Consider the following 21600-nt stretch of genomic DNA (forward strand, 5'->3'; position numbering starts at 1 on the left):
CATCGTCGCTGTGTTGAGCAGGAAACCTAGGAGAACAGTACGGTACCGGACCGGACTGCACAAGAGACGCTGCCGTATACAGTTCGGTTGTCGGGCGATGGCTGCCCTAGCGGGTCAGGCTGGGGAGAATGACGTCGTCGACGAGGGTTTGCACCGTCTGCGGGCTGGCCGGCCGATCCTGGACGACCGACCGGAAGATCAAATAGCCGGGCAGCAGATCCCACAGTTCGTCATTGATGGCGGTGTCAGCGATTTCACCGCGGTCGACCGCCTGCTGCAGCACGTGACGGACGAGGGCCTTCCGTTCGTCGACGAATTCGTGTTGCATGACCTCGTTGAGCGCGGGATTGCGTGACGTCTCGACGAGCACCGCGCGGATGGTGGCGGCATGCTCGCGAGTCTCCTGCGCGACCAGCTCGCCCAAGCGCAGCAAATCGCCACGCAGCGTGCCGGTGTCGGGCGGGACGGCGACCTGGCGGATCCCCTCGATGAGCGCGGCCAACACCAACTCGGCTTTCGACGGCCAGCGCCGGTACACGGTGGCCTTGCTGGCTCGGGCGGTGGCCGCGACAGCATCCACCGTCAGCCGGTCGTAGCCGTGTTCCTGCAGCAGTTGCAATGTCACCGCAAGCAACTCGGTTTCGCGCGGCGACCACGGCGAGGGGTCCGCTGCGCAGTCGGCAACCTGGGTCACAGCGCCCACAATAGAGTCCGTCATTTAGTACTGTCCAGTACCGTACCGGCGGGTTCAGACGGGTTCGTCGATATCACGGCCGCTGGCCAAGTCGCTGCAGTCGACGTTCTCGACGTCCGCCCGATCGCGCAGGTAGGCGCCAGCGCCGGTGTCGCCGCTGACGCTGGCCAGCACCTCGGGCCAATGCCGGCGCGCGATGACGACGGGGTGGCCGGGCCGGTCGCCGAACGTCGCGCGCGCCAGACCCCCGCGAGATGTCAATGCCCGCTGCAAGACTCGGCTCACCACGTCGCCCCCGACGTCGGGAGTATCGACGACGTGCAGCGCGGCGTAGTCGGCCTGCAGGCGATCAGCGGCGGCCAAACCGGTGCGCACCGATGCGCTCAGCCCGTCCTGCCAGCCATGTGCGGTGACCGCGATGACACCGGCGGGGGCGGGCACCTCGGCGGCGCCGAGCACCAGCACGACGTTGTCGCATCCCCCGCCGCGCAGCGCCCCCACCGCGATCTCCAGCCAGTCGTCGACCAGCACCTTCGGCTTGCCATAGCGGCGGCCGGCGCCGGCCGCCAGCAGCACCCCGACGATCATGGCCCCACGTCGTGGTGGATGCGGCCGTCGACCTCGGTCAGCGGTCGCCCACCACCGCCCCAACACCGGGCGATGATCTCGGCGGCGATCGACACCGCGGTTTCCTCCGGGGTGCGAGCGCCGAGATCCAGGCCGATCGGGCTGGCAAGCCGGTCGAGCTCAGCTCCGGTCAGTCCGGCCGCCCGCAGGCGCTCCAGCCGGTCGTCGTGGGTGCGACGGGAACCCATCGCACCGACATAGCCGACAGTGGGCAGCCGCAGCGCCACCTGGAGTAGCGGTACGTCGAACTTGGGATCGTGGGTGAGCACGCAGACGACGGTTCGCGCGTCGATCGCGCCCTGCGCGGCCTGCGCGCGCAGGTAGCGGTCGGGCCAGTCGACGATGATGTCGTCGGCGGTCGGGAATCGGGCCCGGGTGGCGAACACCGGGCGAGCGTCACACACCGTGACCCGGTATCCGAGGAAGGCACCCTGTCGTGCCAGCGCCGCCGCGAAGTCGATGGCACCGAAGATCAGCATCCGCGGTGGTGGTGCGTGGCTGGCGACGAACACCTCCATGCCGATGTCCTGGCGTTCGCCGTCCGGACCGTAGGTCAGTACACCGGTGCGCCCGGCGGCCAGCATGCCGCGGGCGTCGTCGGCGACGGCGGCGTCGGTCCGCGCCGACCCCAGCGAGCCGTCGAGCGAATCGGCGGTGATGACCATCCGGCAACCCAGTCGGCCGGGGTCGGGGTGGGCGATCACGGTTGCCACCGCGGTGGGGCGGTGGGTGGCGATGCGATCGGCCACCACCTGTAATTGCGGGAAGGTGTGCCGGGAGATCGGCTCGGCGAAGATGTCGATTTCCCCGCCGCAGGTCAGGCCGACAGCGAACGGATCGTCAGCGCTGATGCCGTAGCGCTGCAGTTCAGGTCGCCCGGCGCGCGCCACCTCGGTGGCCAAGTCGTAGACCGCCGCCTCTACGCACCCGCCGGACACCGAGCCGGCGACCGTTCCGTCCGGCGCCACCATCATCGCCGCACCCGCCGGCCGCGGCGACGAGCCCATCGTGCGCACCACGGTCGCGACGCCCGCGATGCCACCGGTTCTCCAAACCGAGGTCAACTCCGGCAAGACGTCACGCACGACCACTCCGTGGCACCCGGGCTATCGACTGTGATAACCGCACTCTCATATAATGGCATTGCACTTCTCATAATGCGATAACCTGCTGAAGCGAGATGGAGCGATGGCATGGCTGACCTGGCGCAACGGACCGTCGCCCCTCGATACGCGGGCACTCGGGTGCAACGGGTCGAAGACACCCGGTTGCTCACCGGCCGGGGCACGTTCGTCGACGACGTCACGCGGCCGGGCATGCTGCACGGTTGCTTCGTGCGCAGCCCGTTTGCCCGCGCCCGCATCGACGGCATCGACACCTCCGCGGCGCTGGCGCTGCCCGGCGTGCGGGCGGTGTTCGTCGCGGCCGACCTCAACCCGTGCGTCAAAGAAGCCTGGCATGCGGTAGCCGGCAAGGACGTCGCGGATACTCCGCGCCCGCCACTGGCCGAGGGCGAGGTCAAGTTCGTCGGCGACCCGGTTGCCCTCGTCGTGGCCGAGAGCCGGTACGTGGCCGAGGACGCGGTCGAACTAGTCGAGGTCGACTACGAGCCACTGCCTGCGATCGCCGACTTCACCGCCGCCCAAGGCTCCGACGTCGTGATCCACGAGGGGTATCCCGACAACGTCGCCGGCGGCATGGCCGGAGCACCGCCGGACGAGGAGACATTCGCGGCCGCCGCGTGCGTGGTCTCCGAAAACGTCTATCAGCAGATCTATCTGCCGGTGCCGATCGAGACGCGCGGCATGGTCGTCGAATGGTCCTCTGCGGCCGATGAACTCACCGTCTGGGCATCCACCCAGACACCGCACGAGCTGCGGGCATTCGCCGCGCGCCTACTGGGCATTCCGGCGCAACGAGTACGGGTCATCATGCGCGACACCGGAGGCGGCTTCGGCCAGAAGGTGGTGCCGATGCGCGAAGACATGTGCATCATGCTGGCCGCGCGCAAAGTGCCCGCGGCGCTGAAGTGGATCGAGGATCGCCGCGAGAACCTGATGTCGGCCGGACAGGCACGTCACGTAAACGGCAGAGCCCGAATGGCTTTCGACGACGAAGGCACGCTGCTGGCAGCCGACATCGACTTCGCTCAAGACATCGGCGCCTATCCCACGCCGTATCCGGTGTTGACCACCGCCGCGATCGGCATGTTCTTCCCCGGCCCCTACCGGGTGCCCAAGGCCAGCTTCAACTACAAGACGGTGTTCTCCAACACCGCCGGACTGGCGGCCTACCGCGGGCCGTGGCAGTACGAAACGCTGGCCCGCGAGATCCTGCTCGATATCGCCGCCCGCAAAATGGACATGGATCCGGTGGAGCTACGGCGGCGCAACATCCTTCGCGGCGACGAGATGCCCTACTTCAACCCCAACGGCATGCCGTATGACCACGTCGCGCCGAACGACACGTTCGAGCAGGCGGTGAAGATCCTCGACCATGAAGGCTTCCGCAAAGAGCAGCGTGAAGCACTGGCGCAGGGACGCTATATCGGACTTGGGTTTTCGGCCTACATCGAGCCGACCGGTGCGGCCACCGGCCATCTGGCCACCGAGGGCGCCACCATCCGCATCGAGTCGACCGGCAAGATCAACGTCTACGTCAACGGGGGCTCGACCGGTAACAGCATCGAAACCACCGTCGTCCAGTTGACCGCCGACGCGCTGGGCGCCGACATCGCCGACGTGGCCTGCATCCAGGGCGACACCGCGGTCACGCCCTACGGGGCGGGAACCCAGGGCAGCCGCAGCGGTCCGATGACGGCCGGGGCGGTCAACGAGGCGGGCGGCATGCTGCGCACGCAGGTGGTGGCGATGGCTGCGCACTATCTCGGCGTGGCGGAAACAGATGTGGGACTGGCGAATTCACGCGTCACCGTGCACGACGATCCCGAGAAGAGCGTGAGCTTCGCCGATCTGGCGTACCGGGCCTACTACGAGCCGCAGCAACTGCCGCCGGGGACGTCGGCGTCGCTGGAGGCGACGGCACGCTTCACCTCGCAGGCGCCGATCCACTGGGCCAACGCCACCCACGCCTGCACCTGCGAGGTCGACGTGGAAACCGGCCACGTCAAGCTGCTGCGCTACATCGTCAGCGAAGACGTCGGCCCGATGATCAATCCCAATGTGGTGGAAGGCCAGATCGCCGGCGGGACAGTGCAGGGCATCGGCGGAGCGCTGATGGAAAACCTGGTCTACGACGACGACGGCAACCCGCTGTCGTCGACGTTCGTCGACTACCTGTTGCCGACGGCCACCGAGGTGCCGCCGATCGAGTTCGGTCACGTCGAAATTCCCGGCCCCGGGGTCGGCGGCTACAAGGGTGTCGGCGAGGGCGGGGCCATCGGGTCGTCGCCGGCGGTGATCAACGCGATCAACGACGCGCTGGCGCCGATGGGCGTGACGCTGACTCATCTGCCCGCCAGCCCGGCGTCGATCGTTTCGCTGCTCGAGCAAGCTCACGACAAGTAAGGATCCCGAAGTTGGAGCTCAACAACGAATTTCGTGTCGCGGTACCGCCGGCCAAGACGTGGGAGGTGCTCACCGACGTCGAACGGGTTGCCCCCTGTCTGCCCGGCGCCACTTTGTTGAGCGTCGACGGCGACGAGTTCACCGGTGCGGTCAAGGTCAAGGTGGGCCCAATCACCGTGTCCTACCAGGGAATCGCCTCCTTCCAGGAAAAGGACGCGGCCGCCCAGCGGGTGGTACTCAAAGCCAACGGCAAAGAGACCCGCGGCAACGGCAACGCCGCCGCGGTGGTGACCGCCCAGCTCAAAGACGAGGGGGCGGCGACGGCCGTCGTCATCACCACCGACCTGACCATCTCGGGCAAAGCGGCCCAGTTCGGCCGCGGCGTATTGGCCGACGTGTCCACCAACCTGATCGCCCAGTTCGCCAAACGGCTCGAGGCCGACTTACTCGGCGACCAAGTCGGCACTGAACCCTCCTCGGCGGCAACGGCATCCGCTCCGGCCACGCAGGATCCCGCGACCGATTCGGTCGACCTCCTCAAGGTGGTCGCGCTTCCGCTGGCCAGGCGGGCCGTGCCGGTAATCGCCGGTCTTGCCGCCGGGGCAGCGCTCGGGTTTCTGCTGGGCCGCCGGAACCGGCGGGCGCGTGCCCATCCAGTACTGGCCGAGGATCTGCAGGCCGCGTTGGTCCGGCTGCTGTCATGAAAGCCGCCCCGTTCGCCTACCACCGTCCCGAGTCGGTCAAAGAGGCGGTGGGCCTGCTCGACGAGTACGGCGACGAGGCGAAGATCCTGGCCGGCGGGCAGAGCCTGGTGCCGATGCTGGCGATGCGCCTGACCTACTTCGAGAACCTCGTCGACATCTCGCGTGTCGACGAGTTGGTGGGCATCGACCTGTGTGGCGACGAGGTGCGGATCGGCGCGGCGACCCCGCACGCATTGGTCGGAATGGACGACGAGGTCGCCGATTCCGTTCCGCTGCTCACCCGGGCCACGCCGTTGATCGGGCACTTTCAGATCCGCAGCCGGGGCACCCTCGGTGGTTCGATCGCCCACGCCGATCCCGCGGCGGAGTACGGCGCGGTGGCGCTGGCGCTCGGCGCGCAGATGGAGACGGTGTCGTCGACGGGCAGCCGGGAGATCGCCGCCGACGACTTTTTCACCGGGCTGTGGGAGAACTCACTGGAGTCCGGCGAAATACTGACCGCCGTGCGCTTTCCGGTGTGGGGCGGCCGGTCCGGTTTCGCCATCGAGGAGTTCGCCCGCCGCCATGGCGACTTCGCGATCGCCGGCGCCGCGGTAGCGGTCCAGTTCGACGGCGGCAACCGGATCAGCCGGTGCGGTATCGGGCTGCTTGGGCTCGGGTCCACTCCAGTGCGGGCGTCGGCCGCAGAGCAAGCGGTGCTCGGCCGTCCCGTCGACGACATCACGTCCCAGCAGATCGGTGAGCTGGCCATGGCCGACCTCGACGATGTTCCCGCCGACCTGCAGGGATCGGCTGCATACCGAACCAGAGTGGGCGCCGCGATGGTGGGGCGTGCCTGGGCTCAGGCGCTTCAGGAGGCACGCAGTGAATGAATTGCCGGTCCGCGTATCGGTCAACGGGCACCCGACCGAAGCGATCGTCGAGCCGCGGCTGACGCTGGCCGACTATCTGCGCGAACACTGCGGGCTGACGGGCACCCACTTGGGCTGCGAGCACGGTGCCTGCGGCGCATGCACCGTGCTGCTCGACGGGGCGGCGGTGCGATCGTGCCTGATCTTCGCCGTCCAGACCGACGGCATGGAGGTGACGACGGTCGAAGGCGTCGCCTCCCCCGACGGCGAGCTGTCGCCGGTGCAATCAGCACTGCGTGAATGCCACGGCCTGCAATGTGGTTTCTGCACACCGGGTTTCGTCATGTCGATTACCGCGCTGCTGCGCGACAACCCGCAGCCCACCGACACCGAGATCCGCGAGGGTCTGTCCGGCAACTTCTGCCGCTGCACCGGCTATCAGGGCATCGTCAACGCCGTTCACCGCGCCGCCGAGGTGATGCCACGAGCAGACGGGGGATAACCCCCAGCACAAGGTGCGTCACTGCAGTCACCGGCGTCACCTCCTGCGTACGCTGATTCCGATATGTCTGGGCGAAGGGCAAGGCGCGGTCGGGTCGGCGGGTCGCTGCTGGCGGCAGCGCTGTTGGTGGTCGGCTGCAGCACGTCTACCGACGGCAAGCCGGTAGCGGTCCCGGGCGCAGGAGCGCCCGAACCGTCGTTCCCGACCGCCCGGCCGTCCCTTCGGCCGACGGCGAAGCCGCCAATGCCCAGCCCGTCGCCGAGCCCGACCGCGCCGGGCGGGGCTGTTGCGCTGCCGCCCGACCAGAGCGGTTACGTCTTCATCGAGACCAAATCCGGTCAGACACGCTGCCAGATCGCGACCGACAGTGTGGGCTGCGAAGCGCAGTTCATCAACTCGCCGATCAAGGACGGTGAGCACGCCAACGGCGTCAATATCACCGCCAGCGGGGAGGTGCAGTGGGTGCTGGGCAACCTGGGCGACATCCCTACCGTGACCATCGATTACCGCACCTATGACGCGCAGGGCTGGACGATCGATGCCTCCGAGAGAGGCACCCGCTTCACCAATGAGCGCACCGGCCACGGCATGTTCGTCAGCATCGAGAAGGTCGACACGTTCTGAGCAGGGGCAGCAGCCGTAGTCTGTCGGGCGTGGACTTCCGGGTTTTCGTCGAGCCGCAACAAGGCGCCAGCTACGCCGACCAACTCGCCGTCGCGCAGGCCGCCGAATCGTTGGGCTTCTCTGGGTTTTTCCGCTCCGACCACTACGTGGCGATGAGCGGTGACGGATTGCCGGGCCCGACGGATTCCTGGGTGACCCTGGGCGGTATCGCCCGGGAGACGTCGTCGATCCGGCTCGGCACGCTGGTCACCTCGGCGACGTTCCGGCATCCGGGGCCGTTGGCGGTGTCGGTCGCCCAAGTCGACGAGATGAGCGGCGGCCGTGTCGAATTCGGCATCGGCGCCGGCTGGTTCGAGCGGGAGCATCAGGCTTACGCGATCCCGTTCCCACCGCTGGCCGAGCGGTTCGCCCGGCTGACCGAGCAGCTGGAGATCATCAGCGGGCTGTGGACCACCCCGGAGGGCGAAACGTTCGACTACGCCGGAGCTCACTACGCGATCAACGACTCCCCCGCGCTGCCCAAGCCGGTGCAGCAACCGCAACCCCGCATCATCATCGGCGGGATGGGCGCCAAGCGGACACCGCGGCTGGCGGCAACTTTCGCCGACGAGTTCAACGTGCCGTTCGCGCCGCTGGACACCATCCGCGCCCAGTTCGATCGAGTCGGCGCCGCAGTGCAGGCGGTGGGCCGGTCGGCGGACTCGATGACCTATTCCGCGGCCTTTGTGCTGTGCGCGGGGCGTGACGACGCAGAGATCCGTCGCCGCGCCGCCGCCATCGGGCGTGATCTCGACGAGCTGCGGGACAACTCTCCCCTGGCGGGCAGCCCCGACGAGATCGTCGACCGGCTGGGGCCGTTCGCCGAGACCGGTGTACAGCGGGTGTATATGCAACTGCTGGACATGTCGGATCTGGAGCACCTGCAGCTATTCGCCGACGAGGTGCTGCCCCAGCTGCGACAGTCGTAGGATCGATCCGTGGCCCGTTACGGTCCCCCGGATAATCCAAGCAACCAGCCCACTCAGCGGGCCGACTACGACCCGAACGCACAACAACCGACCGGTCCGATCGAATCTGCTCAGCTCGCCGAGTCCGACGCCGCACCAACGCCGTGGTATCGCAAGCGCTCACTGCTGGCCGCTTGGGCCACGGTGGTGGCGATCCTGGTCGCGCTGATCATCTACGGGCTCGTCGAACTCTCCACCGGCGGCGGTGGCGCGCCCACCCCGACGACGTCGTCGACGTCGACGACCACCACCAGCCCGTCGTCAACGACGACCACCACGAGTCCCTCGCCGTCCAGCTCGAATGAACCGCCGCCGCCACCACCGCCGGCGCAGAACGCGCCCGCCCCACGGCAGCCCGCACCGGCCGCGCCGCACCAACCTCCGCATCTGCCCAAGTTGCCGCCGTTGCCGCATCTGCCGTCGACGATCACCCTGCCGCACACGGTGATTACCCTGCCGCCGGGCATCTGAGCCGAGGCGCCGACCGCCGCTCGGCCTGCCGTCCGCGTGGCACCGGTGTCGCGGCGATGGTCAGAGCTACCATCAGCCACCGTGACAGGCTACGAACCCCCCGGCAATGGCGGCGACGAGCCGACTCAGTACGCGCCCAATTACGGCCAAAGCGGCGAGCCGACCCAGTACGCCGGCAACTACAACGAGTACCAGGCGGGTCCGGAATACGACGACGGCGGCGGCGCCCCGCCAGAACCTGAACCCACCCCGTGGTATCGCAAACCCGCAGCGCTGGTCGCCTGGGGTGTGGCCGTCGCAATTCTCATCGCACTGATCGTTTGGGGCATCGTGCAATTGGTGAGCGGAGGCGGTACCTCCACCACGACGACGTCGTCGACCACCACGACCACCACCACACCGGTCCCCACGACGACCACCGCCGCGCCGGTCGTGCCGCCCAGCACCGCTGCTCCCACCACGACTGCCCCAACCAGCACCACGACGACGACAACGACCACCACCACCGAGACAACGACCACCACCACAACGACCACCAGTGAGACGACCACGACGACGACCACCACTACCGCCAGCGCACCCCCGCCGGGAGCGTTCAACGCGCCGTCGGTGATCACCCTGCCGCCGATACCGACGGCAATCACGCTGCCGCCGGGCCTCTGAAGCGATAACATCGCTCGCCGTGGGGGTCAGCGAACCACCTGGCAACGCCGACGACTCGCGCTCGGGCGGCAATGGTGACGACCTGTTCAGCCGCACCGACGAACCGTCGCCCTGGTTTCTCAAGCCCTGGGCGCTGGCCGGCTGGGGCGTGCTGGTCGCGATCCTGATCGCGGTGATCATCTACGGCCTGGTCATCCTGGCCAGCGGCGGTGGCGGCACGCCCGCCACCACTACACCGTCATCTACCACGACGACGACCACCACCACCACGAAGACCACGGTCAGGACCACCACCACTACCACCACGACGGTCCCGTCCGAGACAACCGAGGAACCCCTGCCGCCGGAGCCTTACTCGCCGCCGACTGAGCAACAGCCCCGCCATCACTGGTGGCAGGATCTGCCCAACATTCACGTGCCCTCTATCCCCTGAGCCGTTGGCATTGCGGTCGTCAGCAGCACTACTCCGGCGCGGACGGCGGCACCGGCCACATCGGTAAGGTGGGTGCCAGCGATCGATTGTGCGGGATCTGCGGCACAGCGTGCGGCGGCATCGGGATTGCGCACCGGAACAAACACGAAGTCCAGCAATGAGTTTGCCACGGAACCTCCTGTTGGCCTGTTGCCAACGACCCCGGTATTCACAGCAACCCCCAAGCTGTTTCCCAACTTGTCTCGACCGCGGCTCGGCCCGCGCGGGGTGTGCGGCCCGCTGTGATGACCGATGGATTAGAGCGCGCCCTAACGGGGGACTGACTATAGGGATCGTGGGGCAGTGCCGGCGCTGTGAGCCATGGGGGTCTTGGCGGTCGGCCAGATGTGGGATACAGAGGTGTGCGATATGAGCGATCCGCTCGGGCTGTCGGTCGGGGTGGCAAACCTGGTGGCGGCGCGAGTGGGGAGCGCGCCGGTGACCCGTCGATCGGTGTTGACGGTGTTCGACCACCGGCCACCCGAGGTCGGTGTCCCGGAGGACAACCCGAAGTTGAACGAACCGGGCCTGATCTTGAGCGGATTCATCGAACGGGTCGACGACCCGGCGCCGTTCATCGGGCCCGACGGATCGATCCACCGCAGCGACGTGTTGGCGGCCGAAGCCCTCGACGCGGTGGCCCGCGCCGCTGGCGGCGGCGCGCCCACGGCGGTCGCGGTTCCCGGGCACTGGGGCCAAAACGCGGTCGCTGCGCTGCGCGAGGCATTGCGCGCCAAGCCCGCGCTGACCCCCAACGGGGCATTGCCTGCGTTGATCTCCGACGCCACCACGGCACTGGCCGCGCTGTACGCGAAACCGGGATTCCCGACCGACGGCGTCGTCGCGCTGTGCGACTTCGGCGCGAGCGGCACCAGCCTCACCCTCACCGACGCGGCAGCGAACTTTCGGCACATCGGTGAAACCGTCCGCTACACCGAATTCTCCGGCGACCAAGTCGATCGCGCGATCCTGAACCGACTGCAGGCTCGCGGTACCGGCAGCACCGACGCGGTGGGCACCGGGCCGGTCGGGTCGCCGGTGCGCCGACTCGACGAATGCCGGCGCGTCAAGGAGCAACTGTCCGCGGCGACGGTCGCTGTGGTGCCCGCCGAGATGCCCGGCCTGGGCGACGAGGTGCGGTTCACCCGCGCGGAGCTGGAGGACCTGATGTCCGGACCGCTCGAGCGGTTCGTCAACTGCGTCCAAGAGATGTTGCGGCACAAAGAGATTCAACGGGCCCAACTGGCCGCGATCGCGACGGTCGGCGGTGGGGCGTGCATCCCGTTGGTCACTCACCAGTTGGAGGAGCGGCTGCAGGTCCCGGTGGTGACCACACCACAACCCACGCTGAGCGCTGCGATCGGCGCGGCGGTCCTCGCCGAACAGCAATCGTCGACGAGCGGTGTGGCCGCCGCGGCACCTCCGACTGCGGTTGGACCCACCGTCGCCGCCCCGGTCGAGCCGCGCGGTTTAGACGAGGTCGAGCCGAGCGACCCAACCGAAATGGTCCCCGCGGGCTGGGCCGCCGGGGTCAGCGCCGCGGCCGCGGGACAATCGGTCGAGGACGGCGCCCGCTCGGCGACCTATCGCGCCCTGGCCTGGTCCCAGGAGGCCTCCACGGGTAGCGAGCCACTGCCCTATACCGGTGAAGACCACAGCGGCGAATACGAGCAGGCCCCGCCTCCCGCCCCGCCGGCTGCCCCGCCGCCGGCGCCCGCCCCCGCACCCGCCGCGCCCGAGCGGTCGCACTGGTACAAGCGATCAGGAGTGCTGTTCAGCGTGGCTGCGACCGCCGCCCTGGTGGCGCTTCTCGGAGCCGGTGTCGTGGTGTTCAAACTGAGTTCCGCCAACCAGAGCCCCACCAAAAGCACGACCACCGTGCCCACACCGAGCCAATTGCCCAGCGTCGGACCGCTGACCACGGAACCACCGCCGCCCGCGACCGAGCCGCCCGCCCCCGAACCGATCGAGCCGGTGAATCCGGCCCCACCGCCGCCACCACCGCCGACGACCACCCAGCCGCCCGTTACCACCACGACGACGCAACCGACGACGACCACAACCCGACCGACGACGACCATGCCGACAACCACGCAACCGACTACCACCTTCACCTACCCGCCGGTCACGACGCGTCCGCCCACGACCGCCCAGGTTCCGACGCTGGTGCCGGTCACGCCCACCTACGGCCCCTGACGGGCCACTCGGTCTCTACGGGCCGTGAGTTAGGGCAGCCTTGGTCGCGGTAGCCACCGCAAAGATGTCACTATGAGCTGGCCGAGCAGGCACCGGCAGCTAAGTTACCGACTAGTAACATTAGTTAAGTTACCGATCAGTAGCGCCAGAATGGGGAGAGACGCTCAGTGGACACACAGATGCTGATCAGACTGGTAGTCGGCCTGGGCATGACAGCGGTCGTGGCGCTGTTCGCCGCCCGGCGCGTCGGCTGGCTGGCCAAACTCACCCTGACCGGCCAATCGGCCAGCGGGCGCACCGACAATATCGGCGAACGGATTTGGATCGAGCTCTCCGAGGTCTTGGGGCAGCGCCGGCTGCTGAAATGGTCGATCCCCGGCCTGGCCCACTTCTTCACTATGTGGGGCTTTTTCATCCTGCTCACGGTCTACATCGAGGCCTACGGGCTGCTCTTCCAGCCGAACTTCCACATCCCGATCATCGGTCGCTGGGATGCGCTGGGCTTCCTGCAGGACTTCTTTGCCACCGCCGTCTTCCTCGGCATCGTCACATTCGCGATCATCCGCATGCTGCGCAGCCCACGTGAGATCGGCCGGACGTCACGGTTTTACGGCTCGCACACCGGCGGTGCGTGGCTGATTCTGGTCATGATCTTCAACGTCATCTGGACCTACGTGCTGGTGCGCGGGTCGGCCGTCAACAACGGCACGCTGCCCTACGGCAACGGCGCTTTCCTGTCGCAGTTGTTCGGCGTGATCCTGAAGCCGCTCGGCCACACCGGCAACGAAGTGCTGGAGACCGTCGCCCTGCTGCTGCACATCGGCGTCATGCTGGCGTTCCTGATCATCGTGCTGCACTCCAAGCACCTGCACATCTTCCTGGCACCGATCAACGTCGTGTTCAAGCGACTGCCCGACGGGCTGGGGCCGCTGCTGCCGATCGAGTCCGACGGCAAGCCCATCGACTTCGAAAACCCGCCCGACGACGCCGAATTCGGCCGCGGCAAGATCGAAGACTTCAGCTGGAAGGCGATGCTGGACTTCGCCACCTGCACCGAATGCGGCCGCTGCCAGTCGCAATGCCCGGCGTGGAACACCGGCAAGCCGTTGTCGCCCAAGCTCGTCATCATGGACTTGCGCGATCACTGGATGGCCAAGGCGCCCTACCTGCTCGGTGAGAAACAGGCCGGCGAGGAGGCCGGCGAAGGCGGCTACATCGAGTCCGGTCGCGGCGAAGGTCACCACGTCCCGGAATCCGGGTTCGGCCGGGTGCCCGGCTCCGGGCCCGAGCAGGTCAACCGCCCGCTGGTCGGCACCGAAGAGCAGGGCGGCGTGATCGACCCCGACGTGCTGTGGTCCTGCGTGATGTGCGGCGCCTGCGTCGAGCAGTGCCCGGTGGATATCGAGCACATCGACCACATCGTCGATATGCGCCGCTACCAGGTGATGATGGAGTCGGAGTTCCCCTCCGAGCTCTCGGTGCTGTTCAAGAACCTGGAAACCAAGGGCAACCCGTGGGGGCAGAACGCCGCCGACCGGACCAGCTGGATCAATGAGGTCGACTTCGACGTCCCGGTCTACGGCGAAGACGTCGACAGTTTCGACGGCTATGAGTACTTGTTCTGGGTCGGCTGCGCCGGCGCCTACGACGACAAGGCCAAGAAGACCACCAAGGCCGTCGCCGAACTGCTGGCCATCGCCGGGGTGAAATTCATGGTGCTGGGCACCGGCGAAACCTGCAACGGCGACTCGGCGCGCCGTTCGGGCAACGAGTTCCTGTTCCAGCAACTGGCCGCCCAGGCCGTCGAGACGCTCGACGGAGTCTTCGAAGGCGTGGAGACCGTCGACCGCAAGATCGTGGTCACCTGCCCGCACTGCTTCAACACCATCGGCCGCGAATACAAGCAACTGGGCAGCAACTACTCCGTGCTGCACCACACCCAGCTGCTCAACCGGCTGGTGCGCGACAAGAAGCTGGTTTCGGTCAAACCGGTGGACGGCGACGGACCTTCGATCACCTACCACGACCCGTGCTATCTGGGCCGGCACAACAAGGTCTACGAGGCGCCGCGCGATCTGATCGGGGCATCCGGTGCGACGCTGACCGAGATGCCGCGGCACGCCGAGCGCAGCTTCTGCTGTGGCGCCGGCGGCGCGCGAATGTGGATGGAAGAGCACATCGGCAAGCGGATCAACCATGAGCGCGTCGACGAGGCGCTGGGCACCGGCGCCACCACGGTGGCCACCGCCTGCCCGTTCTGCCGGGTGATGGTCAGCGACGGCGTCAACGACCGCGCCGAAGCCGCCGGCCGCGAGGACGTCGACGTGCGGGACGTGGCGAACATCCTGCTGGACACCATCGACCGCAGCAACGTCACGCTGCCGGCAAAGGGTACGGCTGCCGAGGAGGCCGCCAAGGCCGCCCCCAAGGCCGCAGCGGCGCCGGCCGCGACCGCGCCGGCCAAGGAAACGGCCAAGCCGGAACCCGAAACCGCCGCTCCCACCGACGAGAAGGCCGCCAAGGCGGTTACCGGTCTGGGTATCGCCGGCGGCGCTAAACGGCCGGGCGCGAAAAAGGCCGCAGCGCCGGCGCAACCGGCCCAAGAAGCCAAAGCCACGGCGCCCGTGAAGGGGTTGGGCATGGCCGCCGGCGCCAAACGGCCCGGCGCCAAGAAGACCGCTGCACCAGCAGACTCCGCGGCCGCCCCGGAAGCAACGCCGGAAGCAGAGACCACGGCCGAAGCCAAACCGGAAGCCAAGGCGCCCGCCGCGCCGGTCAAGGGGCTGGGCATCGCCGCCGGGGCCAAACGACCCGGCGCCAAAAAAGCCGCTGCGAAGCCCGCAGAAGCCCCCGCGCAACCGGCGAGTGCCGAGCCGGCGCCGGCGCCCGAAGCAAAGCCGGAACCGGAATCCAAGCCGGCGTCCACCGACCAGGATGGCGACAGCGAAACGCCAACGCCCCCGGTCAAAGGGTTGGGGATCGCCAAAGGCGCGCGGCCCCCGGGCAAGCGCTGAGGCGCTTTAGCGAATTTTCACTGGACAACCGTGGCACCATAGTTGACGTGACTACGCATCAGCTGCCCTGGCAGGCCACCGGGCATCCGCCGCGGCAGCGCACGTTCGCGCAGTCGTCCAAACTGCAGGATGTCCTCTACGAGATCCGTGGCCCGGTGCATGATCACGCCGCACGGCTGGAGGCCGAGGGGCACCGGATTCTCAAGTTGAACATCGGTAACCCGGCACCGTTCGGGTTCGAAGCTCCCGACGTGATCATGCGCGACATGATCCAGGCGTTGCCGAATGCGCAGGGCTATTCCGACTCCAAGGGAATCCTGCCGGCGCGGCGTGCGGTGGTCACCCGCTACGAAGTCATCGAGGGCTTCCCACGGTTCGACGTCGACGACGTCTACCTGGGCAACGGTGTCTCCGAGCTGATCACGCTGACGCTGCAAGCCCTGCTGGACAACGGCGATCAGGTGTTGATCCCGGCACCCGACTATCCGCTGTGGACAGCGTCGACGTCGCTTGCCGGCGGCACCCCGGTGCACTATCTGTGCGACGAGACTCAAGGCTGGCAGCCTGACATCGCCGACATCGAGTCCAAGATCACCGAGCGCACCAAGGCGCTGGTCGTGATCAATCCGAACAACCCAACCGGTGCCGTCTACGGCCGCGAAGTCCTCACCCAGCTAGCCGATTTGGCGCGCAAGCATCAGCTGCTGCTGCTCGCCGACGAAATCTACGACAAGATCCTCTACGACGACGCCCAACACATCAACATGGCGTCGGTAGCGCCCGACGTGTTGTGCCTGACGTTCAATGGATTGTCGAAAGCCTATCGGGTGGCCGGGTATCGGGCCGGCTGGCTGGCGATCACCGGTCCCAAAGACCATGCCAGCAGCTTCATCGAAGGTATCCACCTGCTGGCGAACATGCGGCTATGCCCGAATGTCCCTGCGCAGCACGCCATCCAGGTCGCGCTGGGCGGTTACCAGAGCATCGACGACCTGGTGCTTCCGGGTGGCCGGCTGCTCGAACAGCGCGATGTGGCGTGGACCAAACTCAACGAGATTCCCGGGGTGTCGTGCGTCAAGCCCGCAGGTGCGCTGTACACCTTCCCGCGACTGGATCCCGAGGTGTACGACATCGCCGACGACGAGCAGTTGGTGCTGGACCTGCTGTTGACGGAAAAGATTCTGGTGACTCAGGGCACTGGATTCAATTGGCCCGCACCCGATCATCTGCGCATCGTGACGCTGCCGTGGGCACGCGACCTGTCCCATGCGATCGAGCGGCTGGGTAATTTCTTGGCCAGCTACCGCCAGTAAACACAACGTGTGGGTGTACGGGAGATCAGCGTTGTTCCAACAGGCCCAGTAGGTAATTGCCGTACCCGGACTTCGCCAGCGACCGGCCGCGCCGCGCCAGTTGCTCGTCGTCGATGAAGCCACTGCGCCAGGCCACTTCCTCGGGAACACCGATCTTGAGGCCTTGTCGGCGCTCGACCGTGCGCACGTAGTCGCTGGCGTCCAGCAGGGAATCGAACGTCCCGGTGTCCAACCAGGCGGTGCCGCGTGCGAGCACTTCGACGTTGAGCCTGCCTTGATTCAGGTAAATCTGGTTCACCTCGGTGATTTCGTACTCGCCGCGCGCCGACGGTCGCAGACCACGCGCGATCTCGATCACATCGTTGTCATAGAAGTACAGACCCGGAACCGCGTATTGCGATTTGGGGGTGGCCGGCTTCTCCTCCAGCGACAACGCAATGCCGTCGTCGCTGAATTCGACGACACCGTAGGCCGATGGGTTGGCCACCCAGTAGGCGAAAATTGCTCCGCCGTCGACGGTTTGGAAGCGGCTGAGGTTCGTTCCCAGGCCCGGGCCGTAGAAGATGTTGTCTCCCAAGGCTAATGCCACCGAGTCATTACCGATGTGGTCTGCCCCGAGGACGAACGCCTGGGCCAGGCCGTCGGGACGGTCCTGTACCGCGTAGCTGATGTTGATGCCGAATGCCGCGCCGTCCTCGAGTAACCGCTGGAAAGCCGGCGCATCGTGGCCGGTGGTGATGATCTGGATGTCGCGAATGCCGGCCATGATCAGCGTGGACAGCGGGTAGTAGATCATCGGTTTGTCGTAGACGGGCAGCAACTGCTTGCTGGAGCCCATCGTGATCGGATAGAGCCGGGTGCCCGATCCGCCGGCCAGAATGATGCCGCGCATGTGCTACTCCTCAGTCGACGAGGTCGGCCTCGGTGAGATCGGTCGCGGCCAGTGCGGCCGCCAAGTCGCGATGACCGAATACCGAGGTGATGTGATCGTGGACCACCCGGAACGCCGCAGCCGCAACGACGTTAGCGGGCGGATCGTCGGGACCGGCCTTGTGTTCGACGACGACGACGCCGTCGTGCACATACATCCTGCCCGGTTCGGTGCCGCTCGGGCGAGCGCTCGCCCATTGCCGCAGCGCGTCGTGGCCCTGACCGGCACCGCGTGCGTCACCGACTTCGATGTCGTCGCTAGACAGGGCGACCAAGGTGTCGATGTCGGACGCGTTGAGGGCGTCGTACCAAGCCAGCACGGTAGCGATCTCCGATGTGCTCATGGACTGCAAAATACCGGGTCGGGCTGACCTAGAACGGCGTGTGGTCGAGCCAGTTCTGCCAGACCGCGGTGTCGCCGAACACCGCGATATCGGTGTCGGTGGCCGAAACCCGCCGGGTGGCGGCCAACAGCAGGTCGGCGGCGGCACCCCGCAGCGCCACCGTTCCCTTGCCGTGGTCATGCGACCAGGTGATCCCGGAGTCGCCGGCGCTGATCGTCCATTCGCCCGATGCGCCCAACCCGGGGTCGGTGGCGTGCAGGTGAACGGTGTTGCCCTGCTCGAGCGGCATCGGTGCATCGTCGCGTCCGGCTTGAGCTGCCACACGTTCCAGCCATTCGCTGATGCCATCGGCCGCCAGCTCGGCGCTCAGCGTGTAGTCGCCACCGAACGCGAGTGCAGCGTCGGCGCGGTGCACGGTCGCCTCGTGCAGGCGACGCCGCACCCACCAGTACGCCGGGCGCTGTCCGAGAAAGGTCCATACCGGGGTTTCCACACCAGCCAGCTCGACGGCATCGATGAGCCGCCGCGCGCCGGCGTGCAGCCACGAGATGGCGTCGTCGAGGTCTGGTGGCGGCTTGCCGCCCTCAACGGAGCGGGGGTCCAGAAAGTGGTCGACTCGGTCGGTGATGATCTGGGCCGCCCACCGGTCGCCGCGGCCGACGTGCCGAAACAGCTGCTGGATGGTCCAGTCCGGGCAGGTCGGGACTGGGGTCGACGGGTCGCCGCTGCGGATCACCTCACCGAAGGCGCGGTTCTCCTCGAGAAATGCTGCCGCGTAATCCACCCGGGTCAGGTTACGCGGCGGCCCAAGCAATACACCCGCCAACCCGCCTGCTGCCAGCGGGCGACGTCGAGACAGTTGCGGCCGTCGACAATGACTTTGGCGCGCACCTGATTGGCCAGGTCGCCGGGGTCGAGGTCGACGAATGCGGGCCACTCGGTGAGCACCAGCACGGCGTCGGCGCGCTCGCACGCCTCGGTGATCGACACCGCGTAGTTCAGGGTCGGAAACAGCCGTTGTGCGTTCTCCAGCGCTTTGGGGTCGTAGACGTTGACCGCGGCGCCGTTGAGCTGAAGTTGGCCGGCGACGTTGAGCGCCGGCGAGTCGCGCACGTCGTCGGATTCGGGTTTGAACGCGGCGCCGAGCACAGCGATGTTGGCGCCCAGCAGTGACCCGCCGCAGGCGGTGGTGGCCAGTTCGACCATGCGGCTGCGTCGGCGCATGTTGATGTTGTCGACTTCGCGCAGGAACGTCAGCGCCTGATCGGCTCCCAGCTCCCCGGCGCGGGCCATGAATGCCCGGATGTCTTTGGGCAGACAGCCGCCGCCGAAACCGAGGCCGGCGTTGAGGCATCGACGGCCGATGCGCGGGTCGTGCCCGAGTGCGTCGGCCAGCATCGTGACGTCGGCGCCGGCGGCTTCGCAGACTTCGGAGACCGCGTTGATGAACGAGATTTTGGTCGCCAGGAACGCATTGGCGGCCACTTTGACCAGTTCGGCGGTTTGCAAATCGGTGACCAGGAACGGCACACCGGCCTGTCGCAGCGGTTGATACAGCTCACGCAGGGCGGCCTCGGCGTACGTGGAGCCAGGTTCCACGCCCAGCACGATGCGGTCTGGCTGCAGCGTGTCCTGCACCGCCAGGCCCTCGCGCAGAAACTCCGGGTTCCAGGCCACCTCGACGTCGACTCCGGGCGGCGCGATGGACCGCGCGCGTCGACCCAGTTCGGCGGCGGTACCCACCGGCACCGTGGATTTGCCGACGATCACCGATGGGCGGGTCAGCCGCGGCACCAGCGCGTCGATGACGGCGTGCACATGGCGCAGGTCCGCGCCGTATTCGCCCCGCTTCTGCGGCGTACCGACTCCCAGGAAATGCACGTCGGCGAATTCGGCAGCCATCTCGTAATCGGTGGTGAACCGAAGCCGTCCCGCAGCGAGGTTGTCGCTCAACAGCTTTCGCAGCCCCGGCTCGTAGAACGGAATGTCGCCGCCGGCAAGCTTGGCGACTTTGCCCGGATCGATGTCGACCCCGACGACGTCATGGCCCAGCTCGGCCATCCCGGCGGCGTGGGTAGCACCCAGATAACCCGTGCCGAAGACGGTGCATCGCATAACACCGTGTGTATGCGGCCGCGACGAGCTGACCGTGACCGCTCCCTGAGCGCTAAGCGAACGTCAGATGACAGTTTGCTGTTACAGGCCGGGAACTCCTGGGATGCCCGGGACGCCGGGAATCCCGCCGCCGCCGCCACCGCCGCCATGACCGCCACCGTGGCCGCCGCCATGACCGCCGCCGCCGCCACCACCGTGGCCACCACCCGGAATGCCGGGTGGCCCGCCACCGCCGCCTGGGAGCCCCGGGATCTGCGGGATTTGCGGCACCGCCGGCGCCGCAGGTGGCGGAGCGGCGGGTGCGGGGGCAGGCGCCGGCGCGGGAGCCGCGGGTGCCGGTGCTGGAGCGGGAGCGGGCGCCGCTGGAGCCGGGGCCGCCGGAGCGGGTGCCGGTGCCGGCGCGGAGGCGGGGGGCGGCGGAGCGGGAGGCGGCGCTTGCTGCGGTTCCGAATTGCCCGGCACGACCATCTTGTGGCCTGGATTGGGCTGCTCACCCGTCGGGCGCAGTGTGACCACCAGCGCAATCGCCAGCGCCACGACGCCGACCACGAAGATCGCGGCCACCGCACCGGACACCATGGTCAATCGCCTGCGCGGCCGGCGCTGCTGATCCTCGTCCGGGACCGTTGGTTGGCGGTCGGCGAGGGCGGTGGGAGCGTTGGCTTCGTCGTCGGCGACGGCGCTGTAGGCAAGTGCGTCGCCTCCCGCTTGGGCGGCCGCGTCGGGCATTGGCCGATACGCCGGCGTCACCGCATACGGGTCGACCGCACCGGTGCCGGGATCCTGTGCATACGCCAGCGCCGCGGTGGACGACGAGAACAACGGCGCGTGCGCCGAAGCCAGCGCCGCGCCGCGGGCCAGCGCCGTCGCGGGCTCCTCGGGTGAGCTCACCGGCAGCGACGTGGTCGCTTCCAGTTGGGGCTTGAGAGGGCCGACGTCCACTCCGGAACCGACCATGAAAAGCCCGTCCGGGCGCGACTCCAGGGCCTGCATGTCGCCGACCATCGCGGCCAGCTCCGCGGCGGGGTCACCGCTGGTAAACGGCTCGCGGCGCGCCTCGACGACCGATCCGTCCGCGGAATCGACAATGGCGGTCGTTGCGGCATCGGGTTCGACGAACAGCAGGCCGGTTCGGCCGTAGCCGTTGGCGCTGCCGACGCTCTGGGCCAGCGCAGCGGCGGCCAGAAACGCCGACACCAGCATGACGTTTTCGATCTTGTGGGCAGCCAGCGCGTCGCGCAGCGCGGCGGCCTCGAGCTGGTCGGTCCAGGTCACGCCGGTCGATGACAGCTGGTAGCCGCCTTCGGCCGCGCCTTCCCGGGTGCCCAGGATCGCCGAGACCACCTGCTCCGGCGCGCTGGGCGGCGCCGCGTCGCCGTTGCCGGGCAGGGCAAAGTCATCCTGCTCGACAGTGGCGCCGTCGCCGTTTTCGCCCTCCACCAGCACCATGCGAACCGTCGAGGGTGCCATCGACACGCCAAGTACGGTGTCCACTGCTCCTCCAAATTCTTGCCGCCGTCAGGGTCCGGTTGGAGGAGTACCCGTT

General features: G+C 67.8%; 21 protein-coding genes. 11 read left to right on the forward strand and 10 right to left on the reverse strand.

The window, feature by feature from the left end; all coding sequences use genetic code 11:
* Window positions 1–106: 106 nt before the first annotated feature.
* Genes AC5Y49_RS13295 through AC5Y49_RS13305 form a run of 3 tightly spaced genes read right to left on the reverse strand, consistent with a single transcriptional unit; the run spans window position 107 to window position 2406 of the window.
* Window positions 107–706: a TetR/AcrR family transcriptional regulator gene (locus AC5Y49_RS13295; protein WP_499888004.1), complete on the reverse strand. Its 600-nt coding sequence runs from the start codon at window positions 704–706 to the stop codon at window positions 107–109.
* A gap of 42 nt (window positions 707–748) precedes the next feature.
* Complete coding sequence (locus AC5Y49_RS13300; RefSeq protein ID WP_499887663.1) at window positions 749–1282, reverse strand: nucleotidyltransferase family protein; 534 nt, start codon at window positions 1280–1282, stop codon at window positions 749–751.
* A complete protein-coding gene (locus AC5Y49_RS13305) occupies window positions 1279–2406 on the reverse strand; it encodes an XdhC family protein (protein WP_499887665.1) in 1128 nt (375 codons plus the stop codon). The genes AC5Y49_RS13300 and AC5Y49_RS13305 overlap by 4 nt, the downstream gene beginning before the upstream one ends.
* Before the next feature lie 108 nt (window positions 2407–2514).
* On the opposite strand from AC5Y49_RS13305, the gene AC5Y49_RS13310 reads away from it, so the two are divergent.
* The 7 genes from AC5Y49_RS13310 (at window position 2515) to AC5Y49_RS13340 (ending at window position 9007) form a co-directional block, all read left to right on the forward strand.
* Window positions 2515–4848: a xanthine dehydrogenase family protein molybdopterin-binding subunit gene (locus AC5Y49_RS13310; RefSeq protein ID WP_499887667.1), complete on the forward strand. Its 2334-nt coding sequence runs from the start codon at window positions 2515–2517 to the stop codon at window positions 4846–4848.
* 11 nt (window positions 4849–4859) lie between these two features.
* Window positions 4860–5552: an SRPBCC family protein gene (locus tag AC5Y49_RS13315; protein WP_499887669.1), complete on the forward strand. Its 693-nt coding sequence runs from the start codon at window positions 4860–4862 to the stop codon at window positions 5550–5552.
* On the forward strand, window positions 5549–6424 hold the full coding sequence (locus tag AC5Y49_RS13320) for an FAD binding domain-containing protein (RefSeq protein ID WP_499887671.1): 876 nt from the start codon (window positions 5549–5551) through the stop codon (window positions 6422–6424). The genes AC5Y49_RS13315 and AC5Y49_RS13320 overlap by 4 nt, the downstream gene beginning before the upstream one ends.
* The gene (locus AC5Y49_RS13325) at window positions 6417–6905 is read left to right on the forward strand and encodes a (2Fe-2S)-binding protein (RefSeq protein ID WP_499887673.1); all 489 of its coding nucleotides are present in this window, start codon (window positions 6417–6419) and stop codon (window positions 6903–6905) included. Before AC5Y49_RS13320 ends, AC5Y49_RS13325 begins: the two co-directional genes overlap by 8 nt.
* A gap of 63 nt (window positions 6906–6968) precedes the next feature.
* Window positions 6969–7529: a hypothetical protein gene (locus AC5Y49_RS13330; RefSeq protein ID WP_499887675.1), complete on the forward strand. Its 561-nt coding sequence runs from the start codon at window positions 6969–6971 to the stop codon at window positions 7527–7529.
* Window positions 7530–7558: 29 nt separating this feature from the next.
* A complete protein-coding gene (locus AC5Y49_RS13335) occupies window positions 7559–8497 on the forward strand; it encodes an LLM class F420-dependent oxidoreductase (protein ID WP_499887677.1) in 939 nt (312 codons plus the stop codon).
* Between the two features lie 9 nt (window positions 8498–8506).
* Window positions 8507–9007, forward strand: coding sequence for a hypothetical protein (locus AC5Y49_RS13340; RefSeq protein WP_499887679.1), 501 nt, complete (start codon window positions 8507–8509; stop codon window positions 9005–9007).
* Between the two features lie 179 nt (window positions 9008–9186).
* Here the strand turns inward: AC5Y49_RS13340 and AC5Y49_RS13345 are convergent, their stop codons facing one another.
* Window positions 9187–9681: a hypothetical protein gene (locus tag AC5Y49_RS13345; RefSeq protein WP_499887681.1), complete on the reverse strand. Its 495-nt coding sequence runs from the start codon at window positions 9679–9681 to the stop codon at window positions 9187–9189.
* Between the two features lie 8 nt (window positions 9682–9689).
* Here AC5Y49_RS13345 and AC5Y49_RS13350 point away from each other — a divergent pair, with 8 nt between their 5' ends.
* Complete coding sequence (locus tag AC5Y49_RS13350) at window positions 9690–10103, forward strand: hypothetical protein (RefSeq protein WP_499887683.1); 414 nt, start codon at window positions 9690–9692, stop codon at window positions 10101–10103.
* On the opposite strand, the gene AC5Y49_RS13355 is transcribed toward AC5Y49_RS13350, so the two are convergent.
* Window positions 10082–10273, reverse strand: coding sequence for a hypothetical protein (locus AC5Y49_RS13355; RefSeq protein ID WP_499887684.1), 192 nt, complete (start codon window positions 10271–10273; stop codon window positions 10082–10084). The two genes, AC5Y49_RS13350 and AC5Y49_RS13355, sit on opposite strands and share 22 nt — an antisense overlap.
* A 238-nt stretch (window positions 10274–10511) precedes the next feature.
* On the opposite strand from AC5Y49_RS13355, the gene AC5Y49_RS13360 reads away from it, so the two are divergent.
* The 3 genes from AC5Y49_RS13360 (at window position 10512) to AC5Y49_RS13370 (ending at window position 16665) form a co-directional block, all read left to right on the forward strand.
* Window positions 10512–12338, forward strand: coding sequence for an Hsp70 family protein (locus AC5Y49_RS13360; protein WP_499887685.1), 1827 nt, complete (start codon window positions 10512–10514; stop codon window positions 12336–12338).
* A gap of 179 nt (window positions 12339–12517) precedes the next feature.
* Window positions 12518–15352, forward strand: a complete 2835-nt coding sequence (locus AC5Y49_RS13365) for a (Fe-S)-binding protein (protein ID WP_499888006.1) — start codon at window positions 12518–12520, stop codon at window positions 15350–15352.
* A gap of 20 nt (window positions 15353–15372) precedes the next feature.
* Window positions 15373–16665 carry a pyridoxal phosphate-dependent aminotransferase gene (locus AC5Y49_RS13370; RefSeq protein WP_499888007.1) on the forward strand — a complete coding sequence of 431 codons (1293 nt, stop codon included), beginning with the start codon at window positions 15373–15375 and terminating at the stop codon, window positions 16663–16665.
* A 25-nt stretch (window positions 16666–16690) separates the two neighbouring features.
* On the opposite strand, the gene rfbA is transcribed toward AC5Y49_RS13370, so the two are convergent.
* From rfbA to AC5Y49_RS13395, 5 genes are all read right to left on the reverse strand, one after another.
* Complete coding sequence (gene rfbA, locus AC5Y49_RS13375; protein WP_499887687.1) at window positions 16691–17557, reverse strand: glucose-1-phosphate thymidylyltransferase RfbA; 867 nt, start codon at window positions 17555–17557, stop codon at window positions 16691–16693.
* Window positions 17558–17567: 10 nt separating this feature from the next.
* Window positions 17568–17939 (reverse strand): nuclear transport factor 2 family protein, encoded by a 372-nt coding sequence (locus AC5Y49_RS13380; RefSeq protein WP_499887689.1) that lies wholly within the window; start codon window positions 17937–17939, stop codon window positions 17568–17570.
* A 28-nt stretch (window positions 17940–17967) separates the two neighbouring features.
* Window positions 17968–18723: a maleylpyruvate isomerase family mycothiol-dependent enzyme gene (locus AC5Y49_RS13385; RefSeq protein WP_499887691.1), complete on the reverse strand. Its 756-nt coding sequence runs from the start codon at window positions 18721–18723 to the stop codon at window positions 17968–17970.
* A gap of 5 nt (window positions 18724–18728) precedes the next feature.
* Entirely contained in the window at window positions 18729–20054 is a 1326-nt protein-coding gene (locus tag AC5Y49_RS13390) for a UDP-glucose dehydrogenase family protein (protein ID WP_499887693.1), read from the reverse strand.
* Between the two features lie 81 nt (window positions 20055–20135).
* On the reverse strand, window positions 20136–21548 hold the full coding sequence (locus tag AC5Y49_RS13395) for a DUF7159 family protein (RefSeq protein WP_499887695.1): 1413 nt from the start codon (window positions 21546–21548) through the stop codon (window positions 20136–20138).
* Window positions 21549–21600: the final 52 nt, after the last annotated feature.

The organism is Mycobacterium sp. NGS62 (assembly GCF_059812285.1).